This window comes from Comamonas brasiliensis, from assembly GCF_018292285.1.
GTDB lineage: Bacteria > Pseudomonadota > Gammaproteobacteria > Burkholderiales > Burkholderiaceae_C > Comamonas > Comamonas brasiliensis.
On record NZ_JAANES010000001.1, the window covers coordinates 1,062,597 to 1,081,355 of the forward strand.

An 18,759-nucleotide genomic window follows, 5' to 3' on the forward strand; every position below is an offset into this window, starting at 1 on the left:
CTAACAATGCTATGCATATGCCAGCGCAAAAACATTGCAACGGCTCGCTAGAATGGATTTCATGGCTACCCAACCCCCATCAATTCCCCCGGTCTCGCCAGCGATCAGAACGCCTGACGATGGTGATTCCTTGGTGCTTGAACGCCGCCGCCAGCGGCTGCAGCCGCCACGCATGTACCAGGTCGTGATGCTCAACGACGACTTCACGCCCATGGAGTTCGTGATTGCCGTGCTGCAGGAGCTGTTCGGCAAGGATCGTGAATCGGCCACGCAGATCATGCTCAAGATTCACCTGGACGGCCGCGGTGTCTGCGGCGTCTACAGCCAGGACGTGGCGGCGACCAAGGTCGAGCAGGTGCTGCAGGCGGCCCAGAAAGCGGGTCATCCGCTGCAGGCCACATTCGAGCCTGTTGAATAAGCGCCGACCGCCCTCAGATTAGTTAGCAGAGAGTCAACCAAGCAAGCCGAAAGGAGTCGCACATGATCGCTCAAGAACTGGAAGTCAGCTTGCACATGGCGTTTGTCGAGGCCCGGCAGCAGCGCCACGAGTTCATCACCGTGGAACATCTGCTGCTCGCCCTGCTGGACAACCCCAGTGCAGCTGAAGTGCTGCGCGCATGCGCGGCCAATATCGACGACCTGCGTTCATCGCTGTCCAACTTCATCAAGGACAACACGCCGCAGGTGGACGGCACCGAAGAGGTGGATACGCAGCCCACGCTGGGATTCCAGCGTGTGATTCAGCGCGCCATCATGCATGTGCAGTCCACGGGCAATGGCAAGAAAGAGGTGACGGGCGCCAATGTGCTCGTGGCCATCTTTGGCGAAAAGGACTCGCATGCCGTGTACTACCTGCACCAGCAGGGCGTCACACGCCTGGACGTGGTCAACTACATCGCCCATGGGATCAAGAAGGGCGAGCCGCCCGAGCCCGCCAAGGCCGAATCTCCTTCGGAAAGCGAAGAAGGCGCTGCGGGCGAGCGCAATGAAAAAGCATCGCCACTGGAGCAGTTCACGCTGAACCTGAACCAGGCAGCCAAGGAAGGCAAGATCGATCCGCTGATCGGGCGCGAGTACGAGGTGGAGCGCACCATCCAGATCCTCTGCCGCCGCCGCAAGAACAACCCGCTGCTGGTGGGCGAAGCCGGCGTGGGCAAGACCGCGATTGCCGAGGGTCTGGCCTGGCGCATCACCGAAGGCACGGTGCCCGATGTGCTCAAGGAAGGCGTGGTCTATTCGCTGGACATGGGCGCGCTGCTGGCCGGCACCAAGTACCGCGGCGATTTCGAGCAGCGCCTCAAGGGCGTGCTCAAGTCGCTCAAGGACAAGCCGCACGCCATCCTGTTCATCGATGAAATCCACACGCTGATCGGCGCCGGTGCGGCCTCGGGCGGTACGCTGGATGCGTCCAATCTGCTCAAGCCCGCGCTGTCCAGCGGCCAGCTGCGCTGCATCGGTGCGACCACGTTCACGGAATACCGTGGCATCTTCGAAAAAGACGCGGCTCTGTCGCGCCGTTTCCAGAAGGTGGATGTGGTCGAGCCTACCGTGGCCGAGACCGTGGACATCCTCAAGGGCCTGAAGTCCCGCTTCGAGGAGCACCACAGCATCACCTACGAGCAGGAAGCCCTGCAGGCGGCGGCCGAGCTGTCGGCCAAGTACATCAACGACCGTCACCTGCCCGACAAGGCCATCGACGTGATCGACGAGGCGGGTGCTGCCCAGCGCATCGCTCCCGAAGCGCAGCGCAAGCAGACCATCGGCAAGGCCGAGATCGAAGCCATCGTGGCCAAGATCGCCCGCATTCCGCCGGCCAATGTCAGCAACGACGACCGCAGCAAGCTGCAGACGCTGGAGCGCGACTTGAAGAGCGTGGTCTTCGGCCAGGACAAGGCGCTGGAAGTGCTTTCGTCGGCCGTGAAGATGGCGCGCTCGGGTCTGGGCAAGCCGGACAAGCCGATCGGCTCCTTCCTGTTCTCCGGCCCCACGGGCGTCGGCAAGACGGAAGCGGCCAAACAGCTGGCCTATATCCTGGGCGTGGACCTGATCCGCTTCGACATGTCCGAGTACATGGAGCGTCATGCCGTCAGCCGACTGATTGGCGCGCCTCCCGGCTATGTGGGCTTTGACCAGGGCGGTCTGCTGACCGAGGCCGTGACCAAGAAGCCGCATTCGGTGCTGCTGCTCGACGAAATCGAGAAGGCGCATCCGGACATCTTCAACGTGCTGCTGCAGGTCATGGATCACGGCACGCTGACCGACAACAACGGACGCAAGGCCGACTTCCGCAATGTGATCATCATCATGACCACGAATGCGGGCGCCGAGACCATGAACAAGGCCACCATCGGTTTCACGAATCCGCGTGAGGCTGGTGATGAAATGGGCGATATCAAGCGCCTGTTCACGCCCGAGTTCCGCAACCGTCTGGATGCCATCGTCAGCTTCAAGCCGCTGGACGAGCAGATCATTCTGCGCGTGGTCGACAAGTTCCTGCTGCAGCTGGAGCAGCAGCTGGCCGAGAAGAAGGTGGACGTCACCTTCAGCGACGAGCTGCGCAAGCATCTGGCCAAGAAGGGCTTCGATCCGCTCATGGGTGCACGCCCCATGCAGCGCCTGATCCAGGACACCATCCGCCGCTCGCTGGCCGATGAGCTGCTGTTCGGTCGCCTGACCAACGGCGGACGCCTGGAGGTGGACTGGGACGACGCGGGCAACGAAGGCAAGGGTGATGTCAAGCTCACCATTACCGAGCTGCCCAAGGACGCCCCGAAGGCCGAGCCCGAGCAGGCGGTCGCCGATTGAGGCGGGCTGATTCAGGCTTTCGCCGGCGCCCATGAGGGGCGCTGAAAACAAAAAACCGGCAGTGGAGACACCGCCGGTTTTTTATTGCCCGCCCGGCCTGGAATTACCTTCTTTTGGCCTGCGGCCCGTGATGGGCCCTGCATGAATGCCGGGGCAGCATTGCCTGATCAGTCGCGCAGGTACAGAAGCAGCATGAAGACCGGTGTGCCGATCAGAACGCCGATGATGCAGAACAAGGGGCCGTAGACCAGCAGGCTTATCTCCAGGGCGCGCATGCATCCCGAGATGCCCTCATTCAGGCAGCTGACCCCGTCGGGCGGCAGAAAGATGCTGTGAAACGGCAGAAAAAGCGCCGCCACGGCGAGGCTGGCAAGCAGTGCCAGAAAGGCAGAGAGAACAAGTCGGCCCAGGGTTTTCATGATGTGCATCTCCGCAGCAACTATAGATGGTGGCGGGCTGCTGCGAGAAGACGGTGCTGGATCCGGCGCCTGCCTAAGGCTTGCCTGCGGTACCGCGCGCGACCATGCTGACGAAATTGAGCGCGGCGACGATGATGCCCTTGCTCAGCGGCAGCAGGGCAAAAAACAGAAAGAAGAGGTGGTTGACCTGCCACAGCGGCAGGGTCCGCATATGCGCAAGCAGGCGCTGGCCATGTCCGCCGGCCACGATGAAGGCGACGGCTGCTGCGATCAGGGCCAGGAACAGCAGCGCTGCCGCCCGGGCAGGCACTGGCGCGCGCTGGAAGGCGACACTGAGAGGGCGGATCAGGCAGCAGCCAAAGACCAGGGCGCACAGAAAGGGCACCAGATGCACGGCTTCGCCGCGCACGAGCCAGGGCAGGGCCATCGCATAGGACAGAACCAGCAGAGCGAGGCCGGTGGCTCCTATGAGTCGGGGTTGCTGCTGCTTCATGGACGCCTGCCGGTGCGCGGGGACTCCGCCGCGAAGTCAATGAAAAAAGGAGCTGTTATCGCTTGCTGCATAACGATTTCAGATACTTTTGTACTTGAAAGGCAATGCTGAAGAGCGCAAGAAGCTATCAACATTGCTGTTCACGCTTGATGCCGCTCACTTGACCTGGCGCTTTTCCAGCTTGCGCGCCAGCGTGCGCCGGTGCATGCCCAGGCGGCGTGCGGCCTCGGAGATATTGAAGCCGGACTCGGCCAGGGTCTCGTGAATATGCTCCCACTCCAGCGTCTTGATGGAGGTGGTCTGGCTGCTGACTTCCACATCGGTGCGGCCCTCGATGCGGCCGAAGGCAGCTTCGATATCGTCGGTGTTCGAGGGTTTGACCAGGTAGTGGCAGGCGCCGAGCTTGACGGCTTCCACGGCCGTGGCAATGCTGGCGTAGCCGGTGAGCACCACGATCAGCGCATCGGGGTTGTGCAGATGCAGCATCTGCACGCAGTTCAGGCCCGAGGCATTGCCGGCCAGCTTCAGGTCCATGACCGCATATTGCGGCCGGTGCTGGGTCAGCAGCAGCTGCACTTCTTCGCCGCTGGTGGCATGCAGCACGCGGTAGCCCCGGCGCTCGAACGAGCGCTTGAGCGTGCGTGCAAATGCCGCGTCATCTTCAACCAGCAGCAGTAAACGGTCTTCTTCCATGCAAACAACAATGTCTTAAATCGCGAGAGCGGACTGGGGCAGGCTGACCTCCACCAGAGCACCTCCGCCTTGCTGAGCCGGCAGATTGCCGGCATGAACGCGGCCGCCCAGGGCGCGGGCCACGTTGGTGACAAGAAACAGGCCCAGGCCGCGACCGGGACGCTCCTGCTTGGTGGAGACATGGCACTGGCCCAGTTGCTGCAGCACGGCGGCATCGAAGCCCGGACCATGATCGCGCACCTGGATGCGTATCTGGTCGTGATCGCTGCTCAGGGTCAGCTCCACCCAGTCGGGCGAGGCTTCGAGGGCATTGTCCAGCAAATTGCAAATCATTTGCTGCAATGCAGTATCCGAGAGCATGGCGAAGTCCTTCACGCCCTGCTGGTGCAGCGCAAAGTGCTGCAGGCTGTTGTGGGCCTGCCAGTGGCTGACCACGCCCTGTACAAAGCTGGCGAAGGTGGTGCTCTCCGTGCCTTCGGCCCGGGTCTCGCCGGCCGACAGCAGCACACCCGAGACGATGGACTTGCAGCGCAGCAACTGGCGCTGCATTTCCTGCAGGTCCTCGCGCAGATCCTCGTCCTGCATGAGTGCCGGCATATGCTGCCAGTCGCCCAGGATCACGGACATGGTGGCCATGGGCGTGCCCAGCTCGTGGGCCGCGCCGGTGGCCAGCAGGCCCAGGCGCACGATGTGCTCTTCCTCGCTGGCGCGCTGGCGCATATTGGAGATGCGCTTGTCGCGGCGGCGCGTGTTCTCGACGATGCGCGTCAGAAAGACGATGGTCAGGATGCTGGTCAGCGCAAAGCTGATGAGCACACCCACCACGTAGAGGCTGGGCAGGCCTTCCTGGCTCACGAACTGCACATGCAGGGGCTGGTGAAACAGGGTCAGGCCCATGACGCCGACAAAGGAGGCTGCCACCACGCACCAGGTGTAGTGGGCGGGCAGCAGCACGGCACTCAGAATGCCCTGCAGCAGATACAGATAGATAAAGGGATTGCTGGCGCCGCCGCTCAGGTACAGCTGAATGGTCAGGGCCAGCACATCGGCCAGCAGCGCATAGAAGACGCTGCGCGAGGTGACGGGCCGGTGCAGGCCCTGGCTCCAGTAGATATAGGCCAGGTTGGTGGCCACCAGGGCCACGAGCACCAGCGCCATGGGCAGCAGGGGCAGGGCAATCTGAAAGCCGTAGTGCACCAGCGAGATGGTGACGACCTGGCCGACCACGGCAATCCAGCGCAGCTGAATCAGCAGCTGCATGTTCTGCCGCTCGGTCAGGCGCTGTACGCGAAACAGGGAATCGGAAATTTGGCTCACCGCGCAATTGTCACCGAGCGCGGCTGCCACGGACGCCTCTGGGGCTATGCGTTCCTGATGTAGGAGCAGTTTGAACGGGCCGAAAAAAAGCGCTCCGGGGAGCGCTTTTCAGGGAGGCATCAGCTTGCGGCAACTGCCTTGTCATGCCGGCGTACCAGCCAGGCCGCTCCCAGCACCATGATGGCCAGCCCATACCAGGTCAGGGCATAGACCAGGTGGCTGTTCGGAAAGCGGATGACCGTCATGCCGGGGCGCAGGACTTCGGTGCCGGCCTCTGCCTTGGCATAGGCCGGGTTGCTGGCGGGCACGCCCTGGTCTATGAAGTAGGGGGCGGGCCTGCTCAGACCCTGGGCCTGGGCGATGGCGGCGACATCGCGCGAGTACCACTGGTCGTTGGCGGGATCGTTCTTGCGCAGAAAGCCGCCGCCGGGCTCGCTCATGCGCATCAGGCCGATGACGGTGACGGTCTCGGCAGACGGGCCGGCTTCGGCAATCTGCTTGAGCCATTGGCTGCGCAGCTTCTCGGGCGTGAAGCCGCGGTTGACCAGAATCTGTGTGCCATCGGCCAGCTGCAGCGGCGTCATGAGCCAGAAGCCCGCGCCGGCTTCGGTCAAGGCCTTGGCCAGCACGCTTTGCCTGTCCAGCCATTGGCCCTGCGCCTTGACGGGCAGGTATTCGTGGCTGGCCGCATTGATCTGCGGCCACTGGCCGGGCTCGGGAACCGCCACGGGGGCGCTGTGCACGCGCTGCTCCACGCGCTCGATGAGGTCGAGCTTCCAGGCGCGGCGCTGCACCTGCCAGGTGCCCAGAGCCATGAACCCTAAAAACAAGGCGATGCCCACAAACGCGAGCATCGCCTTGGCGAAGGGAGAGCGCTGCCGCGCAGCGCTCTGGTTCTTCATGAGGTCAGTCAAGGTGTGACAGCTGCGGGAGCCGTGTGACCTGCGTGATCTGCATGGCCTGCGGCCTGGTGCATTTCATGACCGGGCATCATGTTGGTGTTCATGTGGAACATGACCCAAAGCGTGCCGGAGATCGCAATCGCCAGGAAGATCACCGTGAAGATGGTGGACAGCATGGTCCAGCCGCCCTGGATCTTGCCGTTCATGTGCAGGAAGTACACCATGTGCACGAGCACCTGGACCACCGCGAACAGGCCCAGCACGGCCACGGCCGTGGTGCGGTCGGTGATGACGTTGTTCATGACCAGGTAGAAGGGGATGGCTGTCAGGATGACGGCCAGGATGAAGCCCTTCACATAGTCGCCCATGGTGACGTGCAGGTCGTCGTGATCGTGGTGATCGTCATGACCGGCGTGGATATCGTGTGCGCTCATTTACAGCACCCCCATCAGATACACAAAGGTGAACACACCGATCCAGACCACGTCCAAGAAGTGCCAGAACATGGACAGGCAGTTGATACGGCGCACGTTCTCGTTGATCAGGCCGTGCTTCTTGATCTGGATCATCAGGGTGATCAGCCAGACCAGACCGAAGGTCACGTGGATACCGTGGGTGCCCACCAGCGTGAAGAAGGACGACAGGAAGGCGCTGCTCTGAGGCGTCGCACCTTGATGGATCAGGTGGTGGAACTCATAGAGTTCCACGGCCAGGAAGGCCGCGCCCAGCAGACCGGTGACGGCCAGCCACAGCAGAGTGCCGTTCACGTTCTTCTTCTGCTTTTGCAGCATGGCAAAGCCGAAGGTGATGGACGACATCAGCAGGAAGGCCGTGTTGACGGCCACCAGCGACAGATCGAACAAATCCTTGCCCGAGGGGCCGCCTGCATAGCTGCGGCCCAGCACGCCATAGGTGGCGAACAGTGCGGCAAAGATCAGGCAGTCGCTCATCAGGTAGAGCCAGAAGCCCAGCGAGGTGCCGTTTTCCGGATGGGGCTCGTGCGCGAGGTGGTACTCGCGAGTAGCCAGGGCGGCTGCGCCGCCAGCGTTGATATGTGTATTAGACATGGGCTGCTGCAAGCTGCTTGGTACGTGCTTCTTCCGTTGTGGCCACTTCGGCCGCAGGGATGTAGTAGTCACGCTTGTAGTTGAAGGTATGAATGATCGAAGCCAGGATGGTCGCGACGAACGAAGCGATCGTCAGAGGCCACATATGCCAGATCAGAGCAAAGCCCAGAACGGTGGACAGGCCGGCAATCACCACGCCGGCGCCGGTATTGGCGGGCATGTGGATGGGCTCGAAGCCGCTCAGCGGACGCTGATAGCCATGCTTCTTCATGTCGGTCCAGGCGTCGATGTCGTGCACCACGGGGGTGAAGGCGAAGTTGTACTGGGGAGGGGGCGAGGAAGTGGCCCATTCCAGAGTACGGCCTTCCCATGGGTCGCCTGTCACGTCACGCAGCTCGTCGCGCTTCCAGATGGACACGGCCAGCTGGATGAAGAAGCAGCCGATACCGGCAGCGATCAGGGCAGCACCGCAGGCAGCGATGATGAACCAGATCTGCAGCGAGGGATCGTCAAAGTGGTTGGCACGGCGAGTCACGCCCATCAGACCCAGGATGTACAGGGGAGTGAAGGCAACCCAGAAGCCGACCAGCCAGAACCAGAACGAAGCCTTGCCCCAGAACTCGTTGAGTCGGAAGCCGAAAGCCTTGGGGAACCAGTAGTTGATGCCGGCAAACACGGCAAACACCACGCCGCCGATGATCACGTTGTGGAAGTGGGCGATCAGGAACAGCGAGTTGTGCAGCACGAAGTCAGCGGGAGGCACGGCCAGCAGCACGCCGGTCATGCCGCCGATGGCGAAGGTGACCATGAAGCCCACCGTCCACAGCATGGGCACCGAGAAGCGGATGCGGCCGCGGTACATGGTGAACAGCCAGTTGAAGATCTTCGCGCCCGTGGGGATGGAGATGATCATCGTGGTGATACCGAAGAAGGTATTCACGCTGGCACCCGAGCCCATGGTGAAGAAGTGGTGCAGCCACACCAGGTAGGACAGGATGGTGATACACACGGTGGCGTAAACCATCGAGGTGTAGCCGAACAGACGCTTGCGGCTGAACGTTGCCACGATTTCGGAGAACACGCCGAAGCAGGGCAGGATCAGGATGTAGACCTCGGGGTGGCCCCAGATCCAGATCAGGTTCACGTACAGCATGGGGTTGCCGCCCAGCTCGTTCGTGAAGAAGTTGGTGCCGACGTAGCGGTCCAGCGACATCAGCACCAGGGCTGCGGTCAGCACGGGGAAGGAGGCCACGATCAGGGCGTTGGTGCACAGGGCAGTCCAGGTGAAGACGGGCATCTTCATCAGGTTCATGCCGGGAGCGCGCATCTTGATGATGGTCACGATCAGGTTGATACCTGACAAGGTCGTGCCGACACCGGCGACCTGCAGGCCCCAGATGTAGTAATCAAGACCCGTGCTGCCGCTCTGGTGCCCCAGATTGGACAGTGCCAGCCAGCCGGAGGTGGAGAACTCGCCCAGGAACAGGGAGATCATCACCAGCACGGCGCCGCCGGTGGTCATCCAGAAGCTGAAGTTGTTCAGGAACGGGAAGGACACGTCACGTGCGCCGATCTGCAGAGGAACCAGGTAGTTCATCAGGCCGGTCACGAAGGGCATCGCCACGAAGAAGATCATGATCACGCCGTGGGCCGTGAAGATCTGGTCGTAGTGGTGAGGAGGCAGGTAGCCCATGTTGTCGCCGAAGGCCATGGACTGCTGCAGACGCATCATCACGGCATCGGCAAAGCCGCGCAGGAACATGACCAGACCGAGGATCATGTACATGATGCCGATCTTCTTGTGGTCGATGGAGGTGATCCAGTCGTTCCACAGCGGAGCCCAGAGGCGGAACTTGGTGATGCCGCCGACCACGACGAGGCCGCCAAGCACCACGGCAATAAAGGTCAAGAGCACGATGGGCTCATGCGTCATGGGAATCTGGTCCCATGTGATACGGCCCAACAGCCAGTGGGAGGCCGGGGTTGTTGTTTCAGACATGTTGAGTCTCTTTTGTCGTATTGGAGCGGCTGAGCGGTGAGCGCATCCGCACCGTGAACTACTTATTGCTGTGCGACAGCTCCGGAGGCGGCGACTTCGTCGAGCAGGGCGACAACGCGGTCAGCGTCTTTGGAAGTGCAGACATCCAGGGGCAGGGTCACGCTGGAGGTCTTGCCGTGGTGTGCCGGTGGCTTGCCGCCGGCGGCGTCGATGGCCATCATTTCGTTCATGCACATCTTGCCGTCTTCCACGCAGCGGTTGAGGACCTTGTTGTACAGGCCTTCGTCCACGCTGGCGAAGCGTTCAACGGGGTTGCGCTCGCTGGGCTTGGCCAGGTCGAGGTAGGCGTCGCGCGTCAGGGTCTTGCCTTCGCTCTTGGCCTGGGCCACCCACTGGTCGAACTGCTGGTTTTCCAGACCGTGGAACTTGAAGGTCATGCCAGCAAAGCCAGCGCCGCTGTAATGGGAGGACTTGCCGCCATAGACACCGGGCTTGTTGATCACGGCATTCAGTTCGGTCTGCATGCCGGGCATGGTGTAGATCATGCCGGCCAGATCAGGAACGTAGAACGCGTTCATGGTGTTGGTGGAGGTCAGCTTGAAGCGGATGGGGCGGTCCACCGGGGCAGCCACTTCGTTGACGGTGGCGATGCCTTGCTCGGGGTAGAAGAACAGCCACTTCCAGTCCAGGGACACGACCTGAATCTCCAGGGGCTTGACGTTGGGGTCCAGCGCCTTGGTGGAGGAGATGCGGTCCAGAGGACGATAGGGGTCGAGCTTGTGGGTGCTGATCCAGGTAATGGCGCCCAAAGCGATGATGATGAGCAGGGGAACCGTCCAGATCACCAGCTCCAGCGCAGTGGAGTGGTGCCATTCGGGGTCGTACTTGGCTTCGGTGTTGGACTGGCGGTATTTCCAGGCAAACAGCAGCGTCAAAAAGATGACGGGGACGATGATGAGCAACATCAGCAAAGTGGCCGTAATGACCAGATCGCCTTGCTGCTTGGCGACATCGCCAGCTGGGTTGAGGACGACGGCCTTGCTGCAACCGGCGAGGGTTGCGGTCAAAGCGGCCGCTGAGAGCCACGCGGGCCCACGGATTTCCTTGATTTTTAACATGCTTTAGGCGTGACAAAGTCGCGCTTAGGTGTAAACGCGGATTACTGGATCTCGGCAAATGTAATACCAAACCGGTGGTTGTCCATTGGACATTTTGTCCAAGGTCAAGGGCCTGGTCTTGAAAATACGCTACGCGACAAGGGTTTAGCGCCTTTTAAAGGCGGACAAACTTTGCGCTGACAGGGCTTGAAATTGTCAAATTTGCCCCACCAGGCCCCCTCTGCCGAGGGCTGGGCTGACAGGGTTCAGGGCAAAAACTCTATTGCAGCTGCACATGCTTGGGCGTAGAACGGAAAGCGTCCCCGGGACTGAAAAGTAAGACAAGGAGTTGTACCTTTATGACAAGCATGAACCCGTCCGTTGGTCTTACTCAGCAAGACTATGAGAACTCGGAAACCCTGGCCTATGCGGAAACCGATGAGGATGTGACCCCTGGCGAGATCGCGGTGGGCGTGATCATAGGGCGCTCTTCCGAGTACTTTGACTTCTTCGTGTTCGGCATCGCCTGCGTGCTGGTGTTTCCCTCGCTGCTGTTTCCCTATCTGTCCAAGCTCGACGGCACGCTGGCCGCGTTTGCCATCTTCTCGCTGGCCTTCGTGGCCCGCCCTGTAGGCACGGCGCTGTCGATGGCCGTGCAGCGGGTCTGGGGGCGTGCCACCAAACTGACATTGGCGCTGCTCCTGCTGGGCGTCTGCACGGTGGGCATGACCTTTTTGCCCAGCTATGAGGTCGCCGGCATGAAGGCCGTCTGGGCGCTGGTGATCCTGCGCATCGGCCAGGGGCTGGCGCTGGGCGGCTCCTGGGACGGCTTGCCCTCGCTGCTGGCCATGTCTGCACCGCCGAACAAGCGCGGCTGGTACTCGATGATCGGCCAGCTCGGGGCGCCGCTGGGCTTCATCATTGCGGCAGCGCTGTTTGCCTATCTGTACTCCAGCCTGTCGGCGGACGAGTTCATGAGCTATGGCTGGCGCTATCCCTTCTGCGTGGCTTTTGCCATCAACGTGGTGGCGCTGTTTGCCCGCCTGCGTCTGGTCGTGGGGCAGTCCTATACCCAGCTTCTGCAGGAGCGTGAGCTGGAGCCCATCAGCGTGACCAGTCTCATGGCCAATGAAGGCCGCAATGTGATGATCGGTGCTTTCGCCGCACTGGCCAGCTTTGCGCTGTTCCACCTGGTGACCGTGTTCCCGCTGTCCTGGATCTCCATGTACTCCGATCAGTCCATGACCGAAGTGCTGGTGGTGCAGATCATCGGCGCGCTGCTGGCTGGCGGGGCCATCATGCTGTCGGGCTGGCTGGCGGACCGAGTGGGTCGCCGCAACACCCTGGGCACCATGGCCTGCCTGATCGGTATCTTCAGCTTCCTGGCGCCCTGGCTGCTGGGCAGCGGCAGCACCGGCAACAATGTGTTCATCCTGGTGGGCTTTGTGCTGCTGGGCCTGTCCTACGGTCAGGCATCGGGCACGGTGACTTCCAACTTCTCGTCGCGCTATCGTTACACCGGCGCGGCCCTGTCCACGGATATGGCCTGGCTCATCGGTGCGGCGTTCGCTCCGCTGGTCGCCCTGGGCGTCTCGGCCAAGTTCGGTCTGGTGGCTCTGGGTATCTATCTGCTGTCTGGCGCCTTGTGCACGCTGGCTGCCCTGGGTATCAACCGTGCCATCGAGGCCCGCGATCAATAGGAAGGTTGCTCGCTTCTCTGCAAAACGCCCGGTGCTGCGCATCGGGCGTTTTTTCTGATGCTGCAGCGCATGAAAAAGCCGCCTCAAGAGGCGGCTTCTTTACGGCTGGGCGGGCTGGATCAGTCCAGAGCCAGACCGGCCTTCTTGATCACCTCGCCAAAGCGCTTGCTTTCGGAGGCCATGAAGGCCTTGAATTCGGCAGGCGTGGGGTTGAAGGACTCGTAGCCGAAGGCAGCGAACTTTTCCTTCACGTCCTGGCCGGTCAGCGCCTGGCGGACATCGGTGCGGATCTTCTCGACCACGGCCGCAGGGGTGCCGGGGCGCACGGCCAGGGCGTTCCAGCCGATGGCTGCGAAATCCTTGGGGCCGCCCGATTCGGACACTGTGGGCACGTTCTCGAAGCCGGCAATGCGGCTGGGAGCGGCCACCGCCAGGAAGCGCAGCTTGCCGCCACGTACCAGAGGACCTGCAGTGCCCAGAGAGCCCAGGGCAAAGGTCAGCTCGCCATTGGCAACGCCCTGGTACAGCTGGCTGGTTTCCTTGTAGATCACGTGCTCCATCTTGGTGCCGGTCTGGTTTTCCAGCAGCGCCGAGCCCAGGTGCACGGGGTTGCCCACGGACCAGGAGCCGTAGTTCAGCTTGCCGGGATGCGCCTTGGCATCGGCGATCAGGTCACCGATGGTCTTGTAGGGACTGTTGACGGGCACGCAGACAAAGAAGTAGTTGCGGAACAAGGGCATCAGGATGTCGAAGTCCTTGTTCAGGTCGTAGGGCAGCTTCTTGAACAGGTGGGGGTAGGCCGCGATATGGACGTTGTCCAGCTGGATCATGTCCGTGCCGTCGGTCGCGCCACGCTTGAATTCGTTGATGGCGATGAAGCCGTTGCCGCCGGGGCGGTTTTCCACCACCACGGGCTGGCCCCAGGCACGGCCCAGCTTGTCGGCCACCAGGCGCGAGATGCCATCGGGACCACCGCCTACGGGGAAGGGGTTGATGATGCGCGAGGACTTGGTGGGCCACTTGTCGCTCTGGGCGAACGAGGGGGCTGCCACGGCTGCGGCAATGGCGCCGAGTGCGAATGCAGCTTGGCGACGGCTCATGTTGAGCTTATGGGTCATTTTGTCTCCCTGGAAGGATGTCGATGATGAATTGCGTGTGGACCACGCATTGTTGATATCGTCGGCTGTTATTTTTAGATATTCAGGCCCAGTTAATTACATTGTGTCACTTGGGGCATAAACACCTAGGTCTAGCTGAGGCTAGCAGCTATAGCAAAATAGCATAGCTTGTTTTGAAAGGTGTGAGCATGAATCTGCAGCAGATAGAGACCTTTGTTCGGGTGGCCGAAGTGGGGAGCTTCAGCAAGGCTGCGGTGCTGCTGGACACCGCCCAGCCGGCGCTCAGCCGTCAGGTACGGGCCCTGGAAACGGAGTTGCGCGAGACCTTGCTGATACGCACCGGGCGCGGCGTGACGCTGACCGATGCGGGGCGCCGCCTGCTCGAGCATGGGCACGCCATCATGCAGCGCGTGGCCATGGCCAAGGAGGATCTGGGCAGTCAGCGCGACGAGCCCGTGGGGCGCATCACCGTGGGCCTGCCGCCGAGCCTGGCGCGGCGCCTGACCCTGCCCCTGATCGACGGCTTCAGCCGGGAGATGCCCAAGGCCAGGCTGGCGGTGGTCGAGGGTTTTTCCATGAATATCTCGGAGTGGCTGACCTCGGGGCGCATGGATCTGGGCCTGGTCTACACGCCGGAGCCGCATCCGCAGATCGAGGTCTCGCCCGTGCTCGAAGAGCGTCTGTGCCTGATCGGCCCGGCCAGCACGCTGGCAGGGCGCACCAGCATTCCGTTCGAGCATCTGGCCGAGTTCCCGCTGATCATGCCCCAGCACGGGCAGATTTTCCGCAAGCTGATGGAGGCCCAGGCCACGCTGTCGCAGGTCAAGCTCAATGTGGTCTGGGAGGTTTCCAGCGTGCCCGCCATTCTTGATCTGGTGCGCGGCGGCTATGGCTATGCGGCGTTGACCGACAGCGCCATGCACAGTCATGCCACGGATGCATCGCTGGTGGAGGTGCCCATCAAGTCGCCGCATATCGTCAGCACCTTGTGCCTGGTGCAGCCCGCCAAGAAGAAGTCCACGCCCCTGATGCGCCGCACGGCCGAGTTGCTGCGCCGTCTTAGCATGCAGGTCTGCTCGGTGGAAAGCGGTCATATCTGAACGACTGGCCTGCTCCGGGGCATGGCCGCTGTCGGTTCATGCTCCTGCTAGGGGAGCGCGTTGCGCTTGTTAAATAAGGATTTCAACCTTATTTGTACCTGAAATCAATGAAGGGCAAGCGCAATAAGCTTTGATATTGATAGCGTCAAAGCTGGGGGCGCAAGGTTCTCGCGGCTTCCTGCAGCAGCGGCAGTATTTCCTGCTGCATGGTTTGCGGGCTCATGCGCTTGGCCGATGTCACCACATTCAGCGCTGCCACGGTGCGCCCGCGCATATTGCGCAGGGGCACGGCCACGGCCTGAATCGCCAGTTCATGCTCTTCGAGTGCCATGCAGTAATCGAGGCGGCGTACCTCGTCGAGCAAGGTCTTCAGCGCCGCACCGTCGGAGACCGTGTGCGCCGTCAGCTTGGGTAGGTCATAGGTGGCCAGCCAGTCGTCGAGCTCCGGGCCCGAGAGCGAGGCCAGCAGCACCCGGCCCGTGGACGTGGCATGCGCCGGCAGGCGCGTGCCCAGGTGCAGCCCGTGGGCCATCAGCCGCTCGCCCTTTTCATGCACGGCGCTGCGCGCGACGATGACGACTTCGCGCCCCTCGCGCACCACGCAGGAGTAGGACAGCCCGGTCTGCGCGGCCAGCCTGTGCAGCACGGGCTGCACGATGCGCGGCAGCCGGGCCGAGGCCAGATAGCTGCCCGACAGGCGCAGCACCTTGGGCGCCAGCCAGAAATAGCTGCCATCGGACTCCAGATAGCCGAGATAGGCCAGGGTGAGCAGATGGCGCCTGGCGGCGGCGCGCGTGATGCCCGCGCGCTCGGCCGCCATGGTGGCGTTCAGGCGCTGGCGCTCGGTGTCGAAGCTCTCGAGCACGGCCAGGCCCTTGGCCAGGCCGGCAATGAAGTCCGCCGCAGCGATGGTAGGGGTGCCGGGTTCACTCATGCTCGGTTCCGTCGTTCTTGTTTTGCGCGATCATCGGTCTCATTGTGCGATTATCGCGCAAACAACGATTCTCTCCTTTGTCTTGATGCAGCACAAAACTTAGTCTTGCTGCACAGCGCAATCGGCGTCGTCACGCGCGCCGATCGACAGGTTTTTGAGCCATAACAAGGAGTCATATTCATGCGTACACAAGTCGCCATCATCGGTGCCGGTCCCTCGGGTTTGCTGCTGGGGCAGCTGCTCTACAAGGCGGGCATCGACAACATCATCATCGAGCAGCGCAGCGCCGACTATGTGCTGGGCCGCATCCGCGCCGGCGTGCTGGAGCAGGTGACGGTGGATCTGCTCAAGCAGGCGGGCGCCGACAAGCGCATGAATGAGGAAGGCCTGCCTCACGACGGCATCGAGCTGCTGTTCAAGGGCAAGCGTCACCGCATCGACCTCAACGGCCTGACCGGCGGCAAGCGCGTGATGGTCTACGGCCAGACCGAAGTCACCCGTGACCTGATGGAAGTGCGTGCCCAGGAGGGCCTGACCACGGTGTACGAGGCCAGCCACGTGCAGCCCGTGGACTTCGAGAGCGACAAGCCCAAGGTGCGTTACGAAAAAGACGGCCAGGTGCACGAGATCGAATGCGACTTCATCGCCGGTTGCGACGGCTTTCACGGCATCTGCCGCGCCAGCGCGCCTCAGGACAAGATCAAGACCTTCGAGAAGGTCTATCCCTTCGGCTGGCTGGGCCTGCTCTCCGATACGCCGCCCGTGTCGCACGAGCTGATCTATGCCAACACCGAACGCGGCTTTGCCTTGTGCAGCCAGCGCAGCGCCACGCGCAGCCGCTACTATCTGCAGGTGCCGCTGACCGACAAGGTCGAGGACTGGAGCGACGAAGCGTTCTGGGAAGAGCTCAAGAAGCGCCTGGACCCCGAAGCGCGCGCCAATCTGGTGACCGGCCCTTCGCTGGAAAAAAGCATTGCACCGCTGCGCAGCTTCGTGACCGAGCCCATGCGCTTCGGCCGCATGTTCCTGGCCGGCGACGCCGCGCATATCGTGCCTCCCACAGGCGCCAAGGGCCTGAACCTGGCCGCTTCCGACGTGGGCTACCTGTCGCAAGCCTTTGTCGAGTACTACCAGCAGCAGTCCGAAGCCGGCATTGATCGTTACTCCGAGCAGTGCCTGCGTCGCGTCTGGAAGGCCGAGCGCTTCTCCTGGTGGATGACCTCCATGCTGCACAACTTCCCCGAGGCTGGTGAATTCAACACCAAGGTGCAGGAAGCCGAGCTGGACTACATCGTCCACTCCGAGGCCGGCTCCACCTCGCTGGCCGAGAACTATGTGGGTCTGCCTCTGGTTTAAGCCCCAGACCGCCTGGCCTTTGTCACTGCGGTGATGAAGGCCAGGTGTTCGATCCCGGCGCCTTGTGCTCTGCCTGCCTTGCCGTGCGCGATGCAGGCATTTTTTCATCCATGCAAATTGGTTGATGCTGCCTTGCGTAAATTTTGATGCCGGGGCGCAAGCCGCAAGGGCCTGTGAGGAGTAAGCTTGCCGACCTTATGGCGCACATCATGTTTTCCCCTCCCTATATTGCCGCTGCCGAGGCAGCCCTGTCCTTGCGCACGCGCGGCTATGCCGTGCTGCAGCCCGAGGACTTCGCCCAGTGGATGGGCCTGAGCGTGAGCGATCTGCATGCCATGGATGCGGACTGGCAGGGCCTGCCGCCCGACGCCTTCCTCAAGGACGGCGGCCGTTATCGCCGCCGCCGCCATTCCTGCTTTGTCAGCGAAGGCGATCAGGTTCAGCAGGTGCCGCACCGCGCCCACTGGCAGCCCGTGGAATACAACGCTCTGCATGGCGGCATGCAGCGCATGTTCGAGCCCATGCTGGACAGCACGACGACGAGCGCGGCATGGCTGGAGATGATCAATGCTCTGGGGCAACTGGCCGATCAGGTGTTCTGCACCGACGAGCGGCATGAGCGCTGGTTTGTCGAGGCGCACCAGTTCCGCATCGACACCACGGACGGCATCGGACGTCCCACGCCCGAAGGCGCGCACCGCGACGGCGTCGATCTGGTCGCCGTGCTGCTGGTGGGGCGCAAGGGTGTCAAAGGGGGCGAGACCCGCGTGTTCGAAGCGACCGGCCCCAACGGCCAGCGCTTTACCTTGACCGAGCCCTGGTCCGTGATGCTGCTCGACGACGCGCGCATGATTCATGAGACCACGCCGATTCAACCTGCCGAGCCCGGTGGCGTGCGCGACACGCTGGTGCTGACCTATCGCCGTGGCAACTTCCAGGGCGCCGAGCTTCAGGAGCAGCCGGCTCAGGCCTCCTGACGGACTCGGGCGAGCGTCGCTTCGGAAAATTTGGGCAAAACTGTAACGTTCTCAATGCATCAAAGTGACGCCCTGGACACTGCATGATGCGGGCTCGTCGCGACGAAGTTCTCACATCGCCGCGTAAGCTCTCATCCAGGCAGCCAGGTCCACTGGCCCACACCACGCCCTGCAAGGCGTGGTTTTTTTATATGAATCGCTTCTACGCCCTTAGCATTTCCGTGCTGACAGCTCTTGCCACGATAGCGGCCTGCCAGCCCTTCGAGGATCGCCCTGCGCAGGCGGCCCAGATCAAGGAGCCCACGATCTATTTTCGCAACGGACTGGAAATCTCCCTCGGTGATATCTCGGTGCCGATTCACGGCGTTCAGGAATGTCCCTATGGCCTGGCGGCGCCCGCCGGAGCCGTCGTCGAGATGAATGATGCCAAGTGCATTCGCCTTTCCGACGACACCGAGCAGATCGTCGTGATGCTGGACATGCCGGGCGGCATCGTCCAGGAGGCATGGACCGTGCGCCGCGATGCGCCCAGCAAGCCGCATGAGCCGGCCTTCAAGAACGTCTCCCTGCTGCGCCCCGACGGCACGCGCATCACGATCACCGACAAGTCCGACAGGCTGCTGGACAAGTGCTACGAATACGAGGCGGCGCATGTCTGCATCTGAGATGCGTTGAACTTTGGGGTTGATTCATGTCAACACGCTGAGGCATGATGAAGGCAGACTGCATGCTATTCCAAGAGCGGCATCTGCCCCGGGTCTCTGGCCTGGGGCTCATGTCGC

Annotated in this window: 18 protein-coding genes; 7 read left to right on the forward strand and 11 right to left on the reverse strand. The window is 62.2% G+C overall.

Translation table 11 applies throughout. The features are described 5' to 3' along the window. Positions 1–52: 52 nt before the first annotated feature. Together clpS and clpA are read left to right on the forward strand one after the other, a co-directional pair. Entirely contained in the window at positions 53–418 is a 366-nt protein-coding gene (gene clpS, locus DJFAAGMI_RS04775) for an ATP-dependent Clp protease adapter ClpS (RefSeq protein ID WP_029158698.1), read from the forward strand. Between the two features lie 62 nt (positions 419–480). Then, positions 481–2,805, forward strand: coding sequence for an ATP-dependent Clp protease ATP-binding subunit ClpA (gene clpA, locus DJFAAGMI_RS04780; protein WP_211456143.1), 2,325 nt, complete (start codon positions 481–483; stop codon positions 2,803–2,805). A 167-nt stretch (positions 2,806–2,972) separates the two neighbouring features. Here clpA and DJFAAGMI_RS04785 read toward each other — a convergent pair whose 3' ends face one another. The 9 genes from DJFAAGMI_RS04785 to cyoA form a co-directional block, all read right to left on the reverse strand. Continuing rightward, positions 2,973–3,224, reverse strand: a complete 252-nt coding sequence (locus tag DJFAAGMI_RS04785) for a hypothetical protein (protein ID WP_211456144.1) — start codon at positions 3,222–3,224, stop codon at positions 2,973–2,975. Positions 3,225–3,297: 73 nt separating this feature from the next. Next, complete coding sequence (locus DJFAAGMI_RS04790) at positions 3,298–3,717, reverse strand: polymerase (RefSeq protein WP_211456145.1); 420 nt, start codon at positions 3,715–3,717, stop codon at positions 3,298–3,300. A 156-nt stretch (positions 3,718–3,873) separates the two neighbouring features. Continuing rightward, positions 3,874–4,410, reverse strand: coding sequence for a response regulator transcription factor (locus DJFAAGMI_RS04795; protein ID WP_211456146.1), 537 nt, complete (start codon positions 4,408–4,410; stop codon positions 3,874–3,876). A 15-nt stretch (positions 4,411–4,425) separates the two neighbouring features. Then, entirely contained in the window at positions 4,426–5,727 is a 1,302-nt protein-coding gene (locus tag DJFAAGMI_RS04800; RefSeq protein WP_043002953.1) for an ATP-binding protein, read from the reverse strand. Between the two features lie 119 nt (positions 5,728–5,846). Next, positions 5,847–6,629 carry an SURF1 family protein gene (locus DJFAAGMI_RS04805; protein ID WP_211456147.1) on the reverse strand — a complete coding sequence of 261 codons (783 nt, stop codon included), beginning with the start codon at positions 6,627–6,629 and terminating at the stop codon, positions 5,847–5,849. An 8-nt stretch (positions 6,630–6,637) separates the two neighbouring features. Next, complete coding sequence (gene cyoD, locus DJFAAGMI_RS04810) at positions 6,638–7,063, reverse strand: cytochrome o ubiquinol oxidase subunit IV (protein ID WP_034352369.1); 426 nt, start codon at positions 7,061–7,063, stop codon at positions 6,638–6,640. Continuing rightward, the gene (cyoC, locus tag DJFAAGMI_RS04815; protein ID WP_003055501.1) at positions 7,064–7,696 is read right to left on the reverse strand and encodes a cytochrome o ubiquinol oxidase subunit III; all 633 of its coding nucleotides are present in this window, start codon (positions 7,694–7,696) and stop codon (positions 7,064–7,066) included. It lies immediately after the preceding gene. Next, complete coding sequence (gene cyoB / locus DJFAAGMI_RS04820; protein ID WP_003055500.1) at positions 7,689–9,695, reverse strand: cytochrome o ubiquinol oxidase subunit I; 2,007 nt, start codon at positions 9,693–9,695, stop codon at positions 7,689–7,691. Before cyoB ends, cyoC begins: the two co-directional genes overlap by 8 nt. A 62-nt stretch (positions 9,696–9,757) precedes the next feature. Beyond that, on the reverse strand, positions 9,758–10,813 hold the full coding sequence (gene cyoA / locus DJFAAGMI_RS04825) for a ubiquinol oxidase subunit II (RefSeq protein WP_148729290.1): 1,056 nt from the start codon (positions 10,811–10,813) through the stop codon (positions 9,758–9,760). A gap of 347 nt (positions 10,814–11,160) precedes the next feature. Here cyoA and DJFAAGMI_RS04830 point away from each other — a divergent pair, with 347 nt between their 5' ends. Further along, complete coding sequence (locus tag DJFAAGMI_RS04830) at positions 11,161–12,492, forward strand: MFS transporter (RefSeq protein ID WP_419095590.1); 1,332 nt, start codon at positions 11,161–11,163, stop codon at positions 12,490–12,492. Between the two features lie 119 nt (positions 12,493–12,611). Here the strand turns inward: DJFAAGMI_RS04830 and DJFAAGMI_RS04835 are convergent, their stop codons facing one another. Further along, positions 12,612–13,610: a Bug family tripartite tricarboxylate transporter substrate binding protein gene (locus DJFAAGMI_RS04835; protein ID WP_003055494.1), complete on the reverse strand. Its 999-nt coding sequence runs from the start codon at positions 13,608–13,610 to the stop codon at positions 12,612–12,614. Positions 13,611–13,798: 188 nt separating this feature from the next. Here DJFAAGMI_RS04835 and DJFAAGMI_RS04840 point away from each other — a divergent pair, with 188 nt between their 5' ends. Next, positions 13,799–14,710 (forward strand): LysR family transcriptional regulator, encoded by a 912-nt coding sequence (locus tag DJFAAGMI_RS04840; protein ID WP_003055493.1) that lies wholly within the window; start codon positions 13,799–13,801, stop codon positions 14,708–14,710. 145 nt (positions 14,711–14,855) lie between these two features. On the opposite strand, the gene DJFAAGMI_RS04845 is transcribed toward DJFAAGMI_RS04840, so the two are convergent. Then, positions 14,856–15,644: an IclR family transcriptional regulator domain-containing protein gene (locus DJFAAGMI_RS04845; protein ID WP_211456149.1), complete on the reverse strand. Its 789-nt coding sequence runs from the start codon at positions 15,642–15,644 to the stop codon at positions 14,856–14,858. Between the two features lie 180 nt (positions 15,645–15,824). Here DJFAAGMI_RS04845 and pobA point away from each other — a divergent pair, with 180 nt between their 5' ends. From pobA to DJFAAGMI_RS04860, 3 genes are all read left to right on the forward strand, one after another. Continuing rightward, a complete protein-coding gene (gene pobA / locus DJFAAGMI_RS04850; protein ID WP_211456150.1) occupies positions 15,825–17,000 on the forward strand; it encodes a 4-hydroxybenzoate 3-monooxygenase in 1,176 nt (391 codons plus the stop codon). A 197-nt stretch (positions 17,001–17,197) separates the two neighbouring features. Then, the gene (locus DJFAAGMI_RS04855) at positions 17,198–17,977 is read left to right on the forward strand and encodes a 2OG-Fe dioxygenase family protein (protein WP_167001813.1); all 780 of its coding nucleotides are present in this window, start codon (positions 17,198–17,200) and stop codon (positions 17,975–17,977) included. Positions 17,978–18,168: 191 nt separating this feature from the next. Continuing rightward, positions 18,169–18,642 (forward strand): hypothetical protein, encoded by a 474-nt coding sequence (locus tag DJFAAGMI_RS04860; RefSeq protein WP_211456151.1) that lies wholly within the window; start codon positions 18,169–18,171, stop codon positions 18,640–18,642. The last annotated feature ends 117 nt before the right edge of the window (positions 18,643–18,759 follow it).